Origin of the sequence: Shewanella mesophila, assembly GCF_019457515.1 — a bacterium.
GTDB classification, from domain to species: domain Bacteria; phylum Pseudomonadota; class Gammaproteobacteria; order Enterobacterales; family Shewanellaceae; genus Shewanella; species Shewanella mesophila.
This window is the reverse complement of sequence record NZ_CP080421.1, coordinates 3,069,744-3,087,860: the sequence shown is the minus strand read 5'-3', so window position 1 is coordinate 3,087,860 and position 18,117 is coordinate 3,069,744. Positions and strand designations below refer to the sequence as shown.

General features: G+C 43.0%; 18 protein-coding genes. 13 read left to right on the top strand and 5 right to left on the bottom strand.

The genetic code is table 11. From position 1 onward, the window contains the following. Together K0I73_RS13720 and K0I73_RS13715 are read left to right on the top strand one after the other, a co-directional pair. Complete coding sequence (locus K0I73_RS13720; RefSeq protein ID WP_220061636.1) at positions 1-390, top strand: type IV pilin protein; 390 nt, start codon at positions 1-3, stop codon at positions 388-390. Then, positions 387-686 carry a TapY2 family type IVa secretion system protein gene (locus K0I73_RS13715; RefSeq protein ID WP_220061635.1) on the top strand — a complete coding sequence of 100 codons (300 nt, stop codon included), beginning with the start codon at positions 387-389 and terminating at the stop codon, positions 684-686. Before K0I73_RS13720 ends, K0I73_RS13715 begins: the two co-directional genes overlap by 4 nt. A gap of 114 nt (positions 687-800) precedes the next feature. Here the strand turns inward: K0I73_RS13715 and K0I73_RS13710 are convergent, their stop codons facing one another. Next, positions 801-1,292: a GspH/FimT family pseudopilin gene (locus K0I73_RS13710; protein ID WP_220061634.1), complete on the bottom strand. Its 492-nt coding sequence runs from the start codon at positions 1,290-1,292 to the stop codon at positions 801-803. 167 nt (positions 1,293-1,459) lie between these two features. Further along, the gene (locus K0I73_RS13705) at positions 1,460-1,996 is read right to left on the bottom strand and encodes a GspH/FimT family pseudopilin (protein WP_220061633.1); all 537 of its coding nucleotides are present in this window, start codon (positions 1,994-1,996) and stop codon (positions 1,460-1,462) included. A 243-nt stretch (positions 1,997-2,239) separates the two neighbouring features. On the opposite strand from K0I73_RS13705, the gene K0I73_RS13700 reads away from it, so the two are divergent. Further along, the gene (locus tag K0I73_RS13700; RefSeq protein WP_220061632.1) at positions 2,240-2,578 is read left to right on the top strand and encodes a P-II family nitrogen regulator; all 339 of its coding nucleotides are present in this window, start codon (positions 2,240-2,242) and stop codon (positions 2,576-2,578) included. 83 nt (positions 2,579-2,661) lie between these two features. Here K0I73_RS13700 and K0I73_RS13695 read toward each other — a convergent pair whose 3' ends face one another. Further along, complete coding sequence (locus tag K0I73_RS13695) at positions 2,662-3,678, bottom strand: LacI family DNA-binding transcriptional regulator (protein WP_220061631.1); 1,017 nt, start codon at positions 3,676-3,678, stop codon at positions 2,662-2,664. 427 nt (positions 3,679-4,105) lie between these two features. Here K0I73_RS13695 and K0I73_RS13690 point away from each other — a divergent pair, with 427 nt between their 5' ends. Both K0I73_RS13690 and K0I73_RS13685 read left to right on the top strand, forming a co-directional pair. Beyond that, positions 4,106-6,727 carry a TonB-dependent receptor gene (locus K0I73_RS13690; RefSeq protein WP_220061630.1) on the top strand — a complete coding sequence of 874 codons (2,622 nt, stop codon included), beginning with the start codon at positions 4,106-4,108 and terminating at the stop codon, positions 6,725-6,727. Between the two features lie 153 nt (positions 6,728-6,880). Further along, a complete protein-coding gene (locus K0I73_RS13685) occupies positions 6,881-8,434 on the top strand; it encodes a tryptophan halogenase family protein (RefSeq protein ID WP_220061629.1) in 1,554 nt (517 codons plus the stop codon). 268 nt (positions 8,435-8,702) lie between these two features. Here K0I73_RS13685 and K0I73_RS13680 read toward each other — a convergent pair whose 3' ends face one another. Beyond that, positions 8,703-9,695, bottom strand: a complete 993-nt coding sequence (locus K0I73_RS13680; protein WP_220061628.1) for a hypothetical protein — start codon at positions 9,693-9,695, stop codon at positions 8,703-8,705. A 160-nt stretch (positions 9,696-9,855) separates the two neighbouring features. Between K0I73_RS13680 and K0I73_RS13675 the strand changes: the two genes are divergently transcribed. From K0I73_RS13675 to K0I73_RS13640, 8 genes are all read left to right on the top strand, one after another. Further along, the gene (locus K0I73_RS13675) at positions 9,856-10,149 is read left to right on the top strand and encodes a hypothetical protein (protein WP_220061627.1); all 294 of its coding nucleotides are present in this window, start codon (positions 9,856-9,858) and stop codon (positions 10,147-10,149) included. A 205-nt stretch (positions 10,150-10,354) separates the two neighbouring features. Beyond that, a complete protein-coding gene (istA, locus tag K0I73_RS13670; RefSeq protein WP_220061626.1) occupies positions 10,355-11,893 on the top strand; it encodes an IS21 family transposase in 1,539 nt (512 codons plus the stop codon). Positions 11,894-11,932: 39 nt separating this feature from the next. Further along, entirely contained in the window at positions 11,933-12,646 is a 714-nt protein-coding gene (gene istB, locus K0I73_RS13665) for an IS21-like element helper ATPase IstB (protein ID WP_258405193.1), read from the top strand. A 465-nt stretch (positions 12,647-13,111) separates the two neighbouring features. Further along, on the top strand, positions 13,112-14,059 hold the full coding sequence (locus tag K0I73_RS13660) for a tyrosine-type recombinase/integrase (protein WP_220061624.1): 948 nt from the start codon (positions 13,112-13,114) through the stop codon (positions 14,057-14,059). 123 nt (positions 14,060-14,182) lie between these two features. Then, positions 14,183-14,542 carry a toxin-antitoxin system TumE family protein gene (locus K0I73_RS13655; protein ID WP_220061623.1) on the top strand — a complete coding sequence of 120 codons (360 nt, stop codon included), beginning with the start codon at positions 14,183-14,185 and terminating at the stop codon, positions 14,540-14,542. A 2-nt stretch (positions 14,543-14,544) separates the two neighbouring features. Next, entirely contained in the window at positions 14,545-14,940 is a 396-nt protein-coding gene (locus K0I73_RS13650) for an HVO_A0114 family putative DNA-binding protein (protein ID WP_220061622.1), read from the top strand. Positions 14,941-15,031: 91 nt separating this feature from the next. Beyond that, positions 15,032-15,904: an RHS repeat-associated core domain-containing protein gene (locus tag K0I73_RS13645; RefSeq protein ID WP_258405192.1), complete on the top strand. Its 873-nt coding sequence runs from the start codon at positions 15,032-15,034 to the stop codon at positions 15,902-15,904. A gap of 5 nt (positions 15,905-15,909) precedes the next feature. Continuing rightward, complete coding sequence (locus K0I73_RS13640; RefSeq protein ID WP_220061621.1) at positions 15,910-16,317, top strand: hypothetical protein; 408 nt, start codon at positions 15,910-15,912, stop codon at positions 16,315-16,317. A 266-nt stretch (positions 16,318-16,583) separates the two neighbouring features. Here the strand turns inward: K0I73_RS13640 and K0I73_RS13635 are convergent, their stop codons facing one another. Then, a complete protein-coding gene (locus K0I73_RS13635) occupies positions 16,584-17,300 on the bottom strand; it encodes a SapC family protein (RefSeq protein ID WP_220061620.1) in 717 nt (238 codons plus the stop codon). Positions 17,301-18,117 lie beyond the last annotated feature (817 nt).

The window sequence follows — 18,117 nt, the reverse complement described above, 5'->3', positions numbered from 1 at the left end:
ATGCAAAAAGTGAACGGTTTTACCCTGATTGAATTGATGATAACTGTAGCAATCGTTGGGATTTTGGCTTCGATTGCCTATCCCTCTTACATCGACTACATCACAAAGAGTGGTCGCTCTGAGGGGGTTGCAGCTGTGATGAGAGTGGCAAACCTGCAAGAGCAATACTATTTGGATAATCGTACTTATGCGACTGACATGTCGAAACTTGGTCTTGCTAATCCCTTCGTGACAGAGCATGGTCACTATAGCGTGGCCTCTGCCGGTACCAGCAATTTTACCATTACAGCTACGGCGCAAGGCCGTCAAGCTGCCCGTGATTCGACATGTACGACAATCACCATGACATCTGCAGGGGTTAAAGGCCCCTCTACGGAGTGTTGGAAATGATGAAATTTATCAGTATTTTAGTTTGTGCCAGCTTATATAGCTTTGCTATGCCAGTATTGGCCGCAAAGCAGGATTATAAATGCTATATCAATAGCTCTAAAAAGGGTGAGCAAGTGGTGTTTTATCGCTGGGATGAAAAAGATGCTCGTTTAAGGGCCGCTAGTTTACCCGGAAAGCAGTTAACGGATAAAAAGGGCAAGAAGTACTTCATTAAGGAAGTAGAGGAATGCGTTCCTCTGAGCCAAGAGTTTAGTAGTAAAGAAGCTAGAGCTAAAGATAAGCAGACATTAAGATAACGATTTGAGCTGTTTTATATAGCTTTAGGTGTTATGACAGCTAACTGAAAGCCCTGCAATGCAGGGCTTTTGTAATATTGGAGCTCTGGAGGTTAAATTTGGATGCTGTAAGGTTTAGCAAGAGCTACCGTCGGCACCATAGGAGACTTTTCCGCTAGTGCTAATATCGACGCTTTGAGACTCAGCCGTTTTTCCGCCTGGACAGTAGATAATAGTTCCACCAGATGACAACCCTTCTGGGGAGAAGGTGATGGTGCCTGATGGACCCTTCACTTTGTCATTACTATTAAAGTTATCTATCGCTCTAAGCTCTCTGTCTGCGCCGCCAGCATCGGTGATAAAGACTCTAATGCCATTTTTCCAATTCGTACCTGTACCACAAGAGGTTGCACTAGCAAACGGGCAGACATTAACCGTTGCACCATAGCTGATAGCTTGGTTTCGAGAGAATGCTAAGATGTTATGGATTTTTTCAACGTTACTGTTCGCTCTGAATCCTTCATACATAGACACCAGCGAGGGAACTCCAATGGTTAACAGTATTGCTGCAACGGCAATGGTGACCATCAACTCGACTAGGGTAAATCCTTGTGAACTATTGCGCATTTTTATTAATCCTCGCGAAGCCTTTAGTAAGTATAAGCGAGATGTAAGCGGATTTCAGTATATATAACTCATTCTTTTTAATGCCAATAATTTGGCATTAAATATGAATTTGGCAGAACCTTATATTGCTCTTTTATTGTGAGATATTAAATGGATGAGGCAATCTGTTAACTGTCGCAGCTAATATTTGTATCTTTTGAAAATCGGACTCTGCCAGCTTGGTTAATGATAACGGCCTTAGAATAGGGGCTGGTTTTCGAGCTTGGACAATATCGTAATGTACCATTGGTGCCGTATGCTAATCCGTCGGGTTGAAATCGTACCGAGGTACGATTGTAGATAACTGTATCTCTATTATTAAATGGTGCGGTTTGAATGAGTATTTTATCATTACTATCAATGATATTTTTCTCTCCTGAATCGGTAAATACGGTGAGTCCATTTTGCCAATTGTCGTCACACTGATAATCTTTTATTGGACACGTAGTGACTCTTACACCGTAACTGATCGCGGCGTTTCTGCCATATTGAATCGTCTGTTGTATGGTGCGGATGTTGGCATTGGATCGCATCGCATCATAGAGTTCCGTTAGGTTGGGCGCTGCTATACCGACTAAAATGGTTAGCACAATGAGCGTCACCATTAGCTCAACTAAGGTAAAACCACAGGAAAATCCACTGATAAATCCATTTTGATTTTTCATCGTTCATTCCTTGAACATGTCTTTTGCCTGCATTCCACAGGCTTATCGCGACAAATATAACGTCACAGTTAACCAGTATAGATTAGCTATCGTTATGCTTGGATGCGGTTTTTATATTGTTGCGTTCTATGAATACAGCTTCTTTTTGCATATTGATATAATCGACTTCTGTGTATTTATGGGGCGTGATAAGCTATTGTTTCATGGTGTTTAGTCGTTGATCTATTTTAATGGGAGCGTTTGATGAAGAAAGTTGAGGCCATAATTAAGCCGTTCAAGTTAGATGATGTGCGGGAATCTCTGGCAGAAATTGGTATTACCGGCATGACAGTTTCTGAAGTCAAAGGTTTTGGTCGCCAAAAAGGTCATACAGAGCTCTATCGCGGTGCCGAGTATATGGTCGATTTCCTTCCTAAGGTTAAAATTGAACTAGTTATTCAAGATGAGCAATTGGAACAGGCTTTAGAGGTTATCGTTGATACCGCTCGAACTGGCAAGATTGGCGACGGAAAAATATTTGTCACTGAAGTTGAACGTGTTATTCGTATTCGAACTGGTGAAGAGAACGAAGAAGCCGTTTAATTATGCGTATTAATTAGTTGCAGCAAAAGCCGTTAAATATAATATTTAACGGCTTTTGCTTTTAATGTTATAGCGTTGGCTATTTAGAGTGGGCTGGCGGACGAATCTCTGATCACGGGCTCAGGAACAAAGACCTCATCTGTTAATATGTCGTCGCCTTTGCTTTGATTTGCTATCAGCAGTTCGGTTGCGGTTTGGGCTATCTTACTATTAGGTTGATGTACCGTTGTCAGCTTTGGCCATGTTTGTCGCGAAAATGGACTATCTTCGAAGCCTACGATAGATAATTGCGAAGGAATAGAAACGCCTTCCAAACGCGCCGCAAATAACGCGCCAGCGGCGATCTCATCGTTACAGGCAACAATAGCCGTTGGCTTAAGTGCGTTGCTTAATAAAGCTTTAGCACCTTCAACTCCCGATTCGAAAGAGTATTGGCCATCGATGATATGACTATCATCTATAGGTAAATGGTTTTTTTCCATAGCGAGTTTAAAGCCAGCTAAACGTTCTTTGGTGGATTCATGCTGGTGATCCCCACTGATAAATGCGATCCGTTTATGTCCAAGGTCGATTAAGTGCTGAGTGATTGATACCGCACCGTGTTTATCGTTCACCAGTACCGATAATCCACCATGCTTGTCAGCGACTTCTCCTGCAATTATTCTCACGTAATTTGCATTGATATTGTCTAATGCGGCTAGCACCTTAGGATTTTCAGATAGCGGTGGTGTTAACACTAAGCCTGAGAGTCTTGCGTGGCGAACCATATCGGTTAATTCTTGGCAGATGTTATCTGACGTGGCATCACAAGGATGAATGAGAAGCTCATATCCTCTTTGTTTACATGATGACAAAATCCCATTTTGCATATCAATAACATAGTAAGCATTTGGATTGTCATAAACGAATGCAATAACGTAGGATTTTGTTCCTGCCAAATTTCTTGCGGCGACGTTAGGCTGGTAATTTAGAGCCGCAATTGCTTCGTTGACTTTGTCTATAGTGGCTTGTCTTACCGAAGGTTCTTTATTGGTGACCCTAGAGACTGTCTTTATCGACACTCCAGCGTGCTTTGCGACATCATTAATGGTTACTTTCATCTAGCGGATACTCGTTGTCGTAGCCGCATAGTTGCAAACTACAGAATTTAATTTCATTCAAACGATGTGCTGTGTATATAAACAGCAGATCACACTTCCCCTGACGACAATATTGCTAACTTTTACCTCATTAAGCAATCATCAAATTTAATTTCACGCATTGGACACATCAAGTTACTTTTGCGGTGAGAACGATATCTCCTAATAAAAAACAATTAACTTCAGTTAGTTATACATACTACCTTGGTTGATAATTGCACATTCATGAGTAGTCAGATGGGGCCATTTTCTATTTTTGGTTATTTTGTTGTGGCGCATCTGTTAATTGTTGTGTAATCTTTAACCTCACATGACAGCGTTGTCATTCCTCGTTAAAGGAATGGGCATGGAAAATAAAACGATAATAAAGTTATGGAAGGGAAACGAGATGCGACCATCTACTTTTAAGAAAAGTGTACTAGCTACAAATATTGCATTACTGATGAGTGGTGCTTTGTCTGTTTCTGCTATGGCTGCTGAAGCCGAAGCAGAAACCGTAAATACAGATAATATTGAAAAAATTGAAGTGCGTGGTTTACGCGCATCAATGAAAGCTTCTATCAACGCAAAACGATTTTCTGATGCGGTCGTAGATGCAGTTACTGCTGAAGATATTGGTAAATTCCCTGATGGTGATGTGGGGGAATCTTTAGCTCGTATTCCAGGTGTGAGTGTGAGCCGTCAGTTTGGGCAGGGCCAGCAAGTCTCTATCCGTGGTGCTTCATCACAGTTGACTCGTACTTTGCTCAATGGACACTCAGTTGCATCAACTGGTTGGTTTGATCAACAGGCGATAGACCGTAGTTTTAACTACTCTTTATTGCCACCAGAAATGGTTAGCGGTATCGAGGTTTATAAGTCTTCGCAAGCCGATATCACTGAAGGTGGTATTGGTGGTACGGTGATCGTTCAAACCCGTAAACCGCTAGATTTAGATGCAAATACGGTGTTTGTAAGTGCAAAAGGCGATTATGGTACGGTTTCTGAAGCTACGGACCCTGCGCTTTCTGGTTTATATAGCTGGAAAAATGACAGTGAAAACTTTGGTATTTTAGTGTCGGCCGCGAGTTCTCAAACAGAGTATCAGCGTAATGGTATCGAAACGCTCCTCGGTTGGGGTGAGATAGTGCCAACGACTTTCCAGCAAGATCGTGAGCGTACAGCCTATAACGTGGCTGCTCAGTATCGTCCTACCGATAATTTAGAGTTTGGCTTAACCGTTACTAGCCTAGATCTAAAGGCGAATAACGCTAATACTTCGATTTTCCTATTCCCGACCCAGCAAGGTGTCAGTACCTGTAATCAGACTAACGCCGCAGGTGTTTGTACCGATATCACTCACACTGGTGAAGGTGGATTTGCTTGGGCGCAGACTTGGGCTCGTGAAGCGGAAATGTCTTCAGACACTTACGATTTGGACTTTAAATATGAAGCCGATAACTTCACGTTAGAAGGCCGAGTCGGCAATACCAGCGCTGATGGCGGTACAAGCTTAACCTCTAACTACGGTAATTCTATCGGTCAACCCGGTGATTTTGCTGGCCGCTATGATGCAACTGGCGAAAAGATTTTGATCGATATTGCCAAGCAATCATTTGATGCTGGTGATTTTAATGGTCAGCTTGAAACTGCCGGTTGGGCGCTAAAGCAGCAACCAAATACCGACGAAGAGACTTACGCTCAAATCGATTTAACCGTTCCTGTAGATTTCGGTGCGATCACTTCTATTAAAGCGGGTGTTCGTTACGCCGACCACGATGTAACTCAAGAAACAGAAGCTGCAATTGTTGGTGATATTCTTGCCAGAGATGCATCTGAATATTACTCAGGAACAATGTCTGCGGGTGCTGGTTTTACACTACCTAAACCTAATTTCGATGCGATGATCCGTGATGCTAAAGCGGTTGTCGATGGTTTTACTCGTGATAAATCGGGTTATGGTACCTTGAATGAGAAAAACCTTGCGGCATACGCAATGGCTAATTTCGAAGGCGAGGGTATTCGCGGTAACTTTGGTTTACGTTTCATCTCTACCGATATCGAGTCTGATTACTATGCTCTGAGTGATTCAGGTCAATTTGCGGATGAGCTTAGCACTGATAAGTCTAGCTATAGCGATGTATTACCTAGTATCAACGTGGCATTTGATCTAACACCAGATCTCATTTTACGTACGTCAGCGGCTCAGGTTATATCACGTCCTAACTATGCTGAGTTATTTGCGACTTCAACGCTTCCTGGTTTAAATGACGGTACTCCAGGTAATGAAAAGCTTAATCGTGGCTCAGTGGCGTTAGATCCATTTAAAGCAACTCAAGCCGATGTGAGCTTAGAGTGGTACTTTGGTGGTGAAGGCTTAGCGTCAGTGACTTACTTCATTAAGGATGTAAGCTCATTCATTACGACTCGTCAAAAGCTAAATCAACAGATCGGTATTGAGGACAATAACCTAATCGAGCAGGGTGGAAGTGCTTGTGGTGTTGGCATTTATGATTGCTGGACGGTAAGTGAAAAGTATAATGCCAATGGCGGACGTATTGAAGGGGTTGAGCTACAACTTCAAGATTCGTTCGACAGTGGTTTAGGTTACTCTGTTAACTATACCTTTGCTGATGCGGGTTCACCTAGCGAGAATTATCCAGATTCGGTTGGCGTATTCTCTGATTCGTCTAAGCACACAGTTAACTTAGTGGGCTACTATGAGATGGATAGCTTCAATGCTCGTTTAGCTTATAACTGGCGCAGCGAGTATATGATGCGTGAGCTTCCAGGTTTCTATGGTAACCGTCAGCACGAAGATTACGGTTCACTCGATTTAAGCATGAACTACAGTGTTACTGATTGGATGGATATTACTTTTGAAGCCGTTAATTTGACTGAAGAAGATAGTATTCAAACTGGTGTAGCGCCGCTAGATGCTGAAGTTATTCCTGAGTTTAAGGCTGACTACCCAGTATGGAGCTTCGATGGTGAAGCGAGATACAAAGTGGGCGTATCGCTAAGATTCTAATAGCACTTAAACTCTACTAGCACTAGGCTGCTAGTAGAGTTCAGTTGTCAATTAGCTAATAGAGCCCAGCATTCGCTGGGCTTTTTTATTAGAAGGCTAATATGGCATAGCTGTTGTTGATGTCTTCGGTTATATGGTTAGATTGGGTTAAGTATGGATATAAAAAAAATCATTATTGTCGGTGGCGGTACAGCGGGTTGGCTCGCCGCAAACCATATTGGCAAAACCTTTGAAGGGAATGATACCGTTTCTATTACCCTTATTGAGTCACCCGATATTCCAACGATTGGTGTGGGCGAAGGTACAGTTCCCGCTATTCGCAAGAGTTTGAAGCAATTTGGGATCAGCGAGAGCGAGTTTATTACAAGTTGTGATGTCACTTTTAAACAGTCGATTAAATTCGTCAATTGGATGGATAAGCATCGCCATGGCGTGGGAAACTCTTATCATCACCTCTTCGATATGCCAAGTCCCCTAGGGGATGACTTAACTGAATACTGGTTAAGAGAGCGTGGGGACCCTTATGCTGATGGCGCTTATGGGCGTTTTTACTGTGATACAGTTTCGCCCCAGCATGCCGTATGTGAGTCCTATAAAGCGCCCAAGCAGATAACTCATGCTGAATATGAAGGCTCACTTGGATACGCTTATCATCTTAATGCTGCAAAGTTTGCGCTATTGTTAGCCAATAACGCAAAATCTCGTTTTAATGTGCGACATATAAGTGCAAATGTCCTAGATGTAAATCTTAATGATAGTGGTCATATCGAGTCGCTCAACACAGATAGCCACGGTACTTTATATGCTGATTTTTATATCGACAGCAGTGGTTTTGAAGCGCTGCTGATTGATAAAGCCCTAAAGGTGCCGTTTGTTGATAAATCTAACGAGTTATTTGTCGATAGGGCGATCGCCGTTCAGGTGCCCATCGCTGACGACGTCCCCATTCCACCATTTACCATAGCCACAGCCCATCAAGCAGGATGGATCTGGGATATTGCTTTAATCAATCGGCGCGGCGTAGGTTTTGTTTATTCATCAAAGTATATGGATGATCAAACCGCCCTTAAGAAGTTAGAGCATTATCTTGGGGAGGATCTGGCCCAATATCAGCATCGACTGTTACTTATGAAAGTGGGTTATAGGAAGCATTTTTTCCATAAAAATTGCTTGTCGTTAGGGTTGGCTCAGGGCTTCCTCGAGCCGTTGGAAGCCACATCTATCTTGTTAACCGATTTCGCAGCAGGCTATTTGGCAAGTCGTTTTCCGACTAATGTTGATGAACTTGGCTTGATCTCTGAGCAGTTCAACAAGGTGATGACCTATGCATGGGAAAGGGTTGTTGAGTTTGTTAAGTTACACTACTGCATATCCGATCGCAGCGATTCGCCGTTTTGGATCGATAATCGAGATCCCAGTACCATTCCAAAAGAACTAGCCAAGAGATTAACACTCTGGCAAACCCATATTCCAGTTAGGGAAGATTTCTTTAGCAAATTTGAGGTATTTGACTTAGATAACTACCTCTATGTACTTTATGGCATGGCCTACGGAACTTCTTTAGGGAGTAATCATTCAACTGATAAGCTGCAATGGAAGGCACATAGCGATCGCATTAGGCAGGTTGGGGGGACATTAGCTAATGACCTACCTGAGCATAGGGTATTACTTGAGAAGATTAATCGCTTTGGATTACAAAAACACTGAAATAAAAAGAATTAAAGTTATGGGGTAGCATATGTTTAATGTCTTATAAGCTGATTTAAACATATCTGCGTTAGACTTTGCTTGACCACTACTGTTAGAAGTTCAATGCAAGCTTCTAAATCTGGGACGATTTAGCAGCGCCTATAGGGATATATTTATAGTCTTGCGCAAGCTGGCGGCACTGGAGCAATTGATCGCTTCTGCTGTTCATGAGTGATCACTTCTACTGCTTTGAACTGACCAAGCTGCTGTTAGTCGTGGATAGATTTTAACAAGTTGCTAAAAAAATACGGTGCTTTAAATCTGTAAGCGTTTTGGGAGGGTGCGTGTGATTAAAGAGAGTATCAATTAGAGGCTGCATTTCTGTGTGACATATGAAAGCATAAAAATTAGCTTCTCCCGCTGGGTTGCCAGGCACAAGACCAATCGTACAGGCTTGCTCATATAGCGTTTTATACAGTTCAATTACCTCGTCTATTTTTAATGCTTCCTCAGCTATCAATCTCATGGGGAGGTAACATTTTTCTCCTTTTGGCGAAATAATCGGCCAAATGACATGATGAACGTTGAGGGGAGTATTTAAATAGAGATGCCAGAACTGATCATTTATGAACCGATAAAAGTCAGTAGCAATAGATTTAAATGGCGTAATATTCGCTAATTTCAAAAGGTATTTGACGGCTTCTAACTGATTCGTATCAAGTCTTTCACCTTCCATTGTTGTTTCCTGTAAACACCGACCGATTAAGCATGTGAACGCATGGATGTCGGTTTTTTGTATCAATGACCACACGGCCTTCTTAGTTAGCGATTGTTTCCTTGTCAGGTTACCGAAACTATCTTCTGTGAAAAGTAGGTTTACATAGTGAGAGGGAAGGTTGCTCAGTGCCACATTCACTGATGATATTGTAGGGTTGCGATTATCTATGAGTTGCCACAAGGGGTGGCATAGCAGAGATTTAAAGGGAATTGGACTGTTTAAGCGACGGTCAATAATGTCAACCACATACTCTCGAATAACAGGTTCACCTTGCTCTTTTCTGTTAAAAAAGCGGGATGAATTGTTCAGCCAATTGGCGGTAGAACTGCATTGCTCACTGTCAGCAAATAATGCCCTCTTCATTCCATAGGCAGTGGATTCGCCCAAATGTGCTTTCAGACAAGCACACCAATAGCGAGTAGCAAGCGATTTTGTGCGCCTGCTTAGTTTGAGGTAATTCTCGAAGGTGTACATCGGATAAATAAAGTTTGCAACTGGCATTGCAAACAGTGCGCATTTAGGCCAATTGATTGATATAAATCATATTTACTGTCAAACCATCTCATAAACTCGTGCCTTTAATCGAAAAATAAAGCCTTATGCAAGTTTAGCTTGGCTTTGTATTCTTAGTTAATCCCACCAAATCGAAATAGGTTGCAGCATGAATAAGAAGCTCAGCAGCGACGTGGATACACTGGCTTTTGAGTTAGAACGTGAATTGATGCATCGCTATGGCTCGCCTTTGTTGACGGGCGAAAGGCTGGCTAACGCGATGGGCTACAGGAGTATCCATTCATTGCGAAAACACATGTCTCAACCGACTTTTCCTGTTGAGCTTTTTACCATATCGGGACGAAGAGGACGATTTGCTCTTGTAAAAGACATCGCGCTTTGGTTGGCCAAGCAACGTATTGAACATCAATATCAAACAGAGGGGAAGCCTATCGACATGTAACCAACCGTTTGATTTTTCATTACCAAGGCACAGAAAGGGAAAAAGCCAGCATTTGCAGATGCTGACTTCTTCGGAAGTTGTCGAATTAGCGTGCTCGACAACTTCATTAAAGCTTTCCCATGCCAGACTGTCAAGTTTCGGTCAGACCGAAGCGTGGGCATGTGTGTGCCTTGATTTCCTTCACAGTGAAATTAAGGAGTTCATCATGAACATACGTAAATTACGGCAGTTATTGCGTTTGCTACTGACCACCAACTATTCCAATCGACGGATTGCTCAGCTTGTGGGCATCTCCCCCAATACAGTGCGGGCCTATCGTAATAAGCGGCGAAAAGCTGCCATAACCCTTGCTGAATTGGAACAACACTCTGATGACCAGTTGCTGAAACAGTTGAACCCTATCGTTCCGGTAAACAATAGTAAGCGTCAACCCGACTGGGCATATGTGCACCATTTAATGCAGGAAAAACATCAAACACTCATTCAGCTATGGGAGGAATACCGCAGTATTGAACCTGCCGACGCACTTTGTTACTCGCAGTTTACTCACTGGTATAGGAACTACGTAAAGTCCATCGATGTCTCTATGCGTCAGTACTATGCCCCTGGCGAGGTGTGTTTTGTCGACTTTGCTGGAAAACGCATACCCTGGATAGACCAACATTCAGGGCAAACGCATTATGCAGAAATGTTTGTTGGGGTAATGGGATACTCACAACTGGTATTTGCCAAAGCACTGAGTTCCCAAAAATTGGAGGATTGGTTGGAAGCCCATCAGGCGATGTTCACCTATTTTAGCGGGATTCCCCAATTAGTGGTGCCGGACAATCTTAAGTCCGCAGTCACTCGGCCAGGCAAGTTCCCAGAAGTAAATCGCAGCTATCAGGAGTTGGCTGAGCATTATGGTTTTGTCGTAGAACCTGCGCGCGTCAGACGACCACAAGATAAATCGCTAGCCGAAATCGGCGTACTGTTGGTTACCCGATGGATAACCGTGGTGCTGCGTCGCCGCCGTTTTTTCAGTATTGCAGAGATTAATCAGGCTATTGTTGAGTTGCTGGAGCAACTGAATCAACGCCCCTTTAAGCGATATCAGGGCAATCGCCGTGAACGGTTTGAACATACAGAGCGAGCAGCGTTGTCTCCCCTTCCTACGAAGCGATTTAACATAGGTCGTTGGATACACCAGCAAAAGGTGAATAGGGATTATCACATTTACGTGTATGGCCATGCCTATTCAGTACCCTATGAGTTAACTGGCCAGTCTGTTGACATTAAAATCTGCCAAAACATGGTGGAAATCTATTTCCATCACCAATTAGTTGCTATGCATATGCGCAGCAATATTCAAGGTGGTGCGACTACGGAGAACAGCCATCGCCCTAAGAGCCATCAAGCGTATGCGGCACAATCAAAAGCCCATTTTATGCATTGGGCAAAAAATATCGGTGAGCACTCCTTGGCTTTGACATCGGCACAGTTTGATGGCGTACCTGATTGCTCGTTGCAGGGCTGTAAAGCATGTTCTCAATTGCAAAAATTAGCGAGAAAATACGGTCAAATGCGATTTGAACGAGCTTGCCAGTGCGCCTGCGAAATTCAATCTTTGACCGTCAGCAGTGTCCGTTCAATTTTACAGTGTCGATTGGATGAACCTTTGGATGAGGCTAAACCTGTCCAAGGCCTGTTGCCACTTCATCATAATGTTCGTGGTGCCCGCTACTACCTCAATGGAGGGCAGTAAAATGAGCAGTGAACATAGCGTTTTGACAATCTCCAGCAGTTGCGGCTAATCGGCATGAGTGAAGCCTTAAAAAAAGTACTGGTAACGCCGGACATGCTCGCACTTCCCATCATCGATATTTTAGCGTTTTTGACCTGTGAGGAGATCCAATACAAGTCTCAAAAAAAGCGGGAGCGGCTATTTAAGGCGGCGAGGCTAAAACAGGGGCAAGCTTGCGTGGAAAACATCGACTACGTAGCTAAGAGGGGAATTGATAAGGGCTATTTGGCTACCTTGGTTAGTTGTGAGTGGGTCGCACGGAATCAGTTTTTGCTCATTACCGGGCCAACAGGGGCCGGTAAAAGCTGGCTTGCCTGTGCCCTCGCCAATCAAGCAATCAAATTGAATTTTTCTGTACTGTATAAGCGCTTCAATCTACTGATGGAGGAGCTGGACATTGCCCATCGGGACGGTTCCTTGCCCAAACTGCGCAGTGGGCTGGCCAAATACAAGCTATTGATATTGGATGACTGGGCAATGGCACCGTTAAATGACCTTAATCGGCAAGATTTACTGGAGTTGATAGAAGAGCGTGTTGAGTCCGGTGCACTCATTATCACAACCCAATTACCTGTCAGTAAATGGCATGAATATATAGGAGAACCTACTCTTGCTGACGCCATTATGGATCGCATCATTCATCGCGCGCATCGCCTAGAGTTGCACGGTGAATCCATGCGTAAGGTATATCGAGTGGTTAAGGAGGACAAGTAATGGATACCGACCTTCATCTTGAAGCCTATGAGCAGATGTTGGCCTCCTCAAATGCGGAGGACTCATACCTTAGACAGCTCTTTGACATTTATCACCAGCGTTTGCTTGTAAACCCCCACGTCTGCCAAAAGCTGGCGCGACAAGGAATAAGCATGGACAGTATTGAAACCCATTTGATTGGGTATTGTGATCGAACCTTGAATCGTTATGTGTCCGGAGCTAGTAAAGTTGACGGCGCAGGTTATCGTGGAGCTTTACGGCGTATGGGGTTGCTAAAGAGTAGTGGCCATGAAATTTTTCGAGGGTGTATTGTGGAACCGTTGTTTGAGGGGGAAAATATCGTGGCCGCTTGTGGGGTAAAGCTCAATTGCCCCAGTAGACCAGCCCCGAGGATCATTCAATGGTATAGGCACCGTACATATTATCATGCAGTGAAGTTTCATCTCATGATATGGGGGAAGCGCTATGTGGCTCACTAAACCCAACTCACTAAGCTTAACTGCATGTATGCAGTACTATTTAGATATCTGTCGGGCTAAAGGGCAAAGCGATAATACCGTGCTAAGCAAAGAAGCGGCATTGTCGCTCTTTCGGAGATGGGCTTTTGGACATGATCTGATCGATGTAACTCAGGTTGACCTGGAAGTGCTCGATAGCTATCAGCAGTACCTATATCTGTATCGAAAAGCGTGTCATGGTGGGCCTTTATGCCGAGCCACCATTCGTTATCGTCTGACTGTGGTAAAGGTATTTTTGAGAACGTTATTCATCAAAGAAGTGCTATCGGTGAACCCTACTGAACACTTTGAACTACCGAAAAATGGCAGGCGATTACCTAAGCCAGTTCTTAGTGAGCAGGAGGTAAAGAAGGTCTTACAACAGGCCGAACACTATGGACTTAAAGGCATAAGGGACACGGCCATTATGACGACTTATTATGCTTCCGGTATTCGGCGACTTGAACTTGGCACCTTGACGCTGGACGATGTTGACTTTGAGCAATGCCAACTCAGGATTAATCAGGGAAAAGGCTTTAAAGACAGATACGTGCCTATAGCCAAAGACACTTGCATTTGGATTTATCGTTACCTGAAAGAAGTTAGACCGACGTTGGCCAATGTGCACTCCGGAAAAACCTTATTCCTGGCAAATAATGGTAAACCATTTCGGGCTGCTCAGCTCTCGGAACTGGTGGCCAAGTACATCAAGTTGGCCGATGTACGCAAGTCAGGAGCTTGCAACCAGTACCGTCACGCTGCGGCAACACACATGGTGGATCACGGTGCAGATATTCGTCATGTGCAAGAGTTTCTCGGGCATGCAGACTTGTCGACCACACAGATTTATGTGCACGTGAGCATGACAAAGCTGCGGGAAGTCTATAACAAGACGCACCCTGCTGCTCAACAGTAAAGCCTAGCTCACGGAAGAGCTATTTTTAGTACGCTCAGAAATGGCGGCCAATAGGTAGCCATCATTGGACTTATGGCACAGGCTTAGTTATAATCAGGTCATAACATAAAAGGGTTACTTTATTTGAACACAGGCTTAAACAATCTGCTAGAACTTCATGGGCAGGAGGTTCATAGAGAAGATGGCTATTGGTGGAAGATTGAGGTTTGGCAAGTTGCCCCATCAAAACATCGACCTCACGGGATTCGCTATAATCTTACGCTCCATAATAAATACAATAAACGCGTATTCGGCATGGACAATGCCCATGCCGTTAAAGAACCGAAAAAGAAAAAGTATGCAGGTAAGCGCCATGACTATGACCATGTACATAAGTCAGCCAGCGATAAAGGCACTCCCTATGAATTTACAGATTGTTCCACTTTACTGAATGACTTTTTTGGTGGTGTTGACAAAACAATCGAAGCTATAGAAGGTAAGTAGCTATGAAAGCAAGAATAGGCATTATGTCAGAGCAATTGGTTCGCGCCAGAGTACTTGCGATTGCGCAAGGTAAGTATAAGCCAGCGAAAGATGAGCCTAAAGTTTGGTACACATCTCTCAATGCAGTTTCTCAGATCCTTAACCCTGAGAATATTGCACTACTGAGGCTGATTGACACTGAACGGCCTGAGAGTGTTACAGCCTTAGCAGAGCTATCAGGCCGTAAGAAATCAAATCTTTCTAACACATTGAAGTCATTGTGTGAGAAGGGTTTTGCGCGACTTGAAAAAGGTGAGGGCCGTAATATGAAGCCTGTGGCTTTGTATACTGATTTTGAAATTGTAATAGACAAAGAAGTTGAAGATATTATTGCTGGCTTGCAACAGCAGGCTGCTTAACACAGGTTCTTTAATGGTTATTATGTAAAGGCTCGTACATTCGGGCCTTTTTTATGCTCTTTAAAATAATAATTTCTTCCGATTAATTCATATGAACGGCCGGGTGTACGATTATAACCTCGGGCGCTTTATGAGCGTGGACCCGCTGATCCAGAGCCCAACCAGTACCCAGAGTGTGAACCCCTATTCGTACATCATGAATAACCCGCTGGCCGGGACGGATCCGACGGGGTATGCGGCAGATTATATTGCCGGGGCGTCATTTGGGTTTAACGCTGACTTAACTGCTGCACAGGTCGAGCTGCTTAATAATGCGGATTCATGTAGCTATTGCACCGGGGAGTTCGCTGTCGGTGTAAATTTAGGCAGTGATTTGAAATGGGCGTACAAAGATACGGGCTCATTAGCTGCCAGCGTGATCCTTTTAGGAAAAGCGACGTTGTCAGCCTTACCAAATAGTGGTGCTGATAACCGCATTAATACTGATACCGGCAGTATGGCTGATGTGGGAAGTTTAGGATCGAGTAATACGGATCAGTCTATGGTGGACCATCTAGTCGATGGGCGAGTTAATGCTGACAAAACTGATATTGGAAATGCAACTTTTTCACAAGGACGAGATGGCGAAGGAAATTTGACCCCCGTTAGACAGAGTGTATCACGCCAACCAGTATTTAGTGATATCCATGCTGAGGAGCAGACTTTAAAAGATTTACGCGGAAAACCAAGGCCTTGGACTGTTGCGGTTGATCAAAACCCTTGTGATTCATGTTCTGATAAACTAAGCCAAGCTAATGTTGAAAAAGTAGTAGTTCCTATGAACCCTGATAAACCACAAAACAAGTCCAAAGGCGTTGCAATGAAAGCTGCAGCAGGAAAAGGAATCGCGGTGCCAAAGGTTGTGAGAGTTTCTGGAAGGTTAGATAGTCTAAAACTGGATAAGCTAGATAAAAGAAAACGGTAATTATTATGACCAATGACAGCATAAAGAATAATTTAATATTAGATTTAGATACATTTTCTCTTGGTGGATATAATCTTGGCGGGCAGAAAAACAAAGATGTCACTAAGAAAGGTGATGGCTATGGAATATATGGTACAGGAAAGGATGTGGCAAATATATTTACATGTTTCAATGATGGTTATAATGATTTTTCAGCCTTTAAAGGAATAGTTAGATACCGAGGGCAAGAGTATTTTTTTGACAAAAATACTACCTATCAACAAGTACTCTCGTTGCTTGGCATCCCTAGTAACGAGTGGAATGATGGGGTAGAGATGGCTGCACTATTTGAAGTTGAAGATAAAGAGATCGAAGTGTCATGGAATATTGATGGTGCAAGCTCACTCGATTATATCTCTCTTTCTATAAATTAGATATAGGACAGGCATAACACTTTTGGTCAATCAGTCCCATTTGCTTGGGGCTTTTTCTTGTCTGCAATTGGGCAGTTTGACCAGCAGCCTGGGCAGTGCTTGCCGGTAGAAGTGATCAGTGTCTGCCAGCAGGGCGGGCAGTTTGATGCAGCGCCGCCACAAGCAGGATAGGAAAGCAGCCTTCTAGGGAGGCATTTCAAAGCCACCTTCGTCAGAAGGTGGATTCTTTACTTAATAGTCCAGAAAACAGCTGTAGGTTAAAGCCCCTAGTTGTTATCGTGGTTATTTTGTTTCGCTATTAGTCGAGGAAGCTGGTTTAGCGAGGCTCTGTGGGCATAAATTATTGGTAATAACCCTTTGTTTTTAAGCTCCAAGAAATCTTCGTCACTAATTGCATTGAAGCTCTTGTCATCGATGACATAAACGCCATTGATGTTGATATTTTGCTGTTGATTATCAAGTTTTAGGGTAAGTTGCTGGGGGTTTAACAGGTTCTTCTGTGCTAGATACTGACACATTAGCTGAGTTTGCTGGTGCATCGCAGCAACATCTAATAGTGAGTTGGTTCTTGCGGTTAGATATTCGGTTTGTTCCCCACTATCGGTAAATAATCGACTACCTTCCTCTTGGGAGATCATCGAGCTATTTTCATCAATACAGACAATCACCTTGTCATCTTTTTCGGCTGTTTTCGTAATAGAAAGGGGCGCATTATTAAACCCTAACGGGGTTACTGGTGAGCTCCATAGAGTCGATTGGCAATATAGATTCACCTCAGGCTTTATCCCCATCATTGCCACAGGAATGAACTGTCCATTCTCGCTATTTTTTACAAAAACAACGGGAAACTCCGCTGCTAGATTTGGGAGCTCTCGTGCTAAAACAGGGATCAAGTGTTCTTTAGCAAAGCGGGTATAGTCACTAGAGTGGGTCAATTTTATGTTTAGGTGTTTTTCCGATGAAAGAGGAACTATCTTGGTCATTATTCGTGCACCTTATTTATCTGGTAATAGTGTGTTAGTTGTTGGCCTTGAATGAATGATATCGAGCAAACAAGGTTATATTAATTGATAAGCAACTTTGCGATACATAGTCTATATCTTCATGATTATCCGCCTAAAACTACAGCACTTTTTATCTAAATACTTAACATATCGTTATAAACGCCAGCGTAAAATATCAGCTATCTAAAGACGAATAGAAGGCTTGTTTACTTGATATTGATACTCGATGTTAGCAACTGTTGACAGCGTTGTCATATTAATGTTGTTTGTATGAGTGATTGTTTACTGTTTAAGTCTATTAAATCAAGCTACAAATATTTGGGGTTAGAAATTTTTCTCTATTTTTGTCAAAAAAATGTAGAAATTCTGTTTTGGTTTGTGTAGATTTACAGATGACAGCGTTGTCATTTGCTTGTGTGGCACGTTTGTTTTGCAAGGTTTGCATAATTTAGGAAGAGGTCTCCTAATTCATGTGATTGGCAATTACCGTGTTTGATTAACTGTAATTGTGTTTGATATTTCCAATAGTCTCTCCCCAGATACTAGAGATTGCTGGGTGTTTTATCGATAAGTTGATAGATAACGCACCTAGCATTTTTTTCTGAAGAGCGACCAAGCATCGCCTTCACATTAGATCTGTATTTAGAAGTCCCTTTATGTGAAAGCCTGCGGGGCGTTATAAGCTATTGGTCATTGTGTTTACCCACATGATAGTTTCTATACATCTATCAGTGTCTTGATTTTGCAAGCTAAGTTAATGAATGTCATTGATTTCTTGTGTTTAACTATGTCTTTA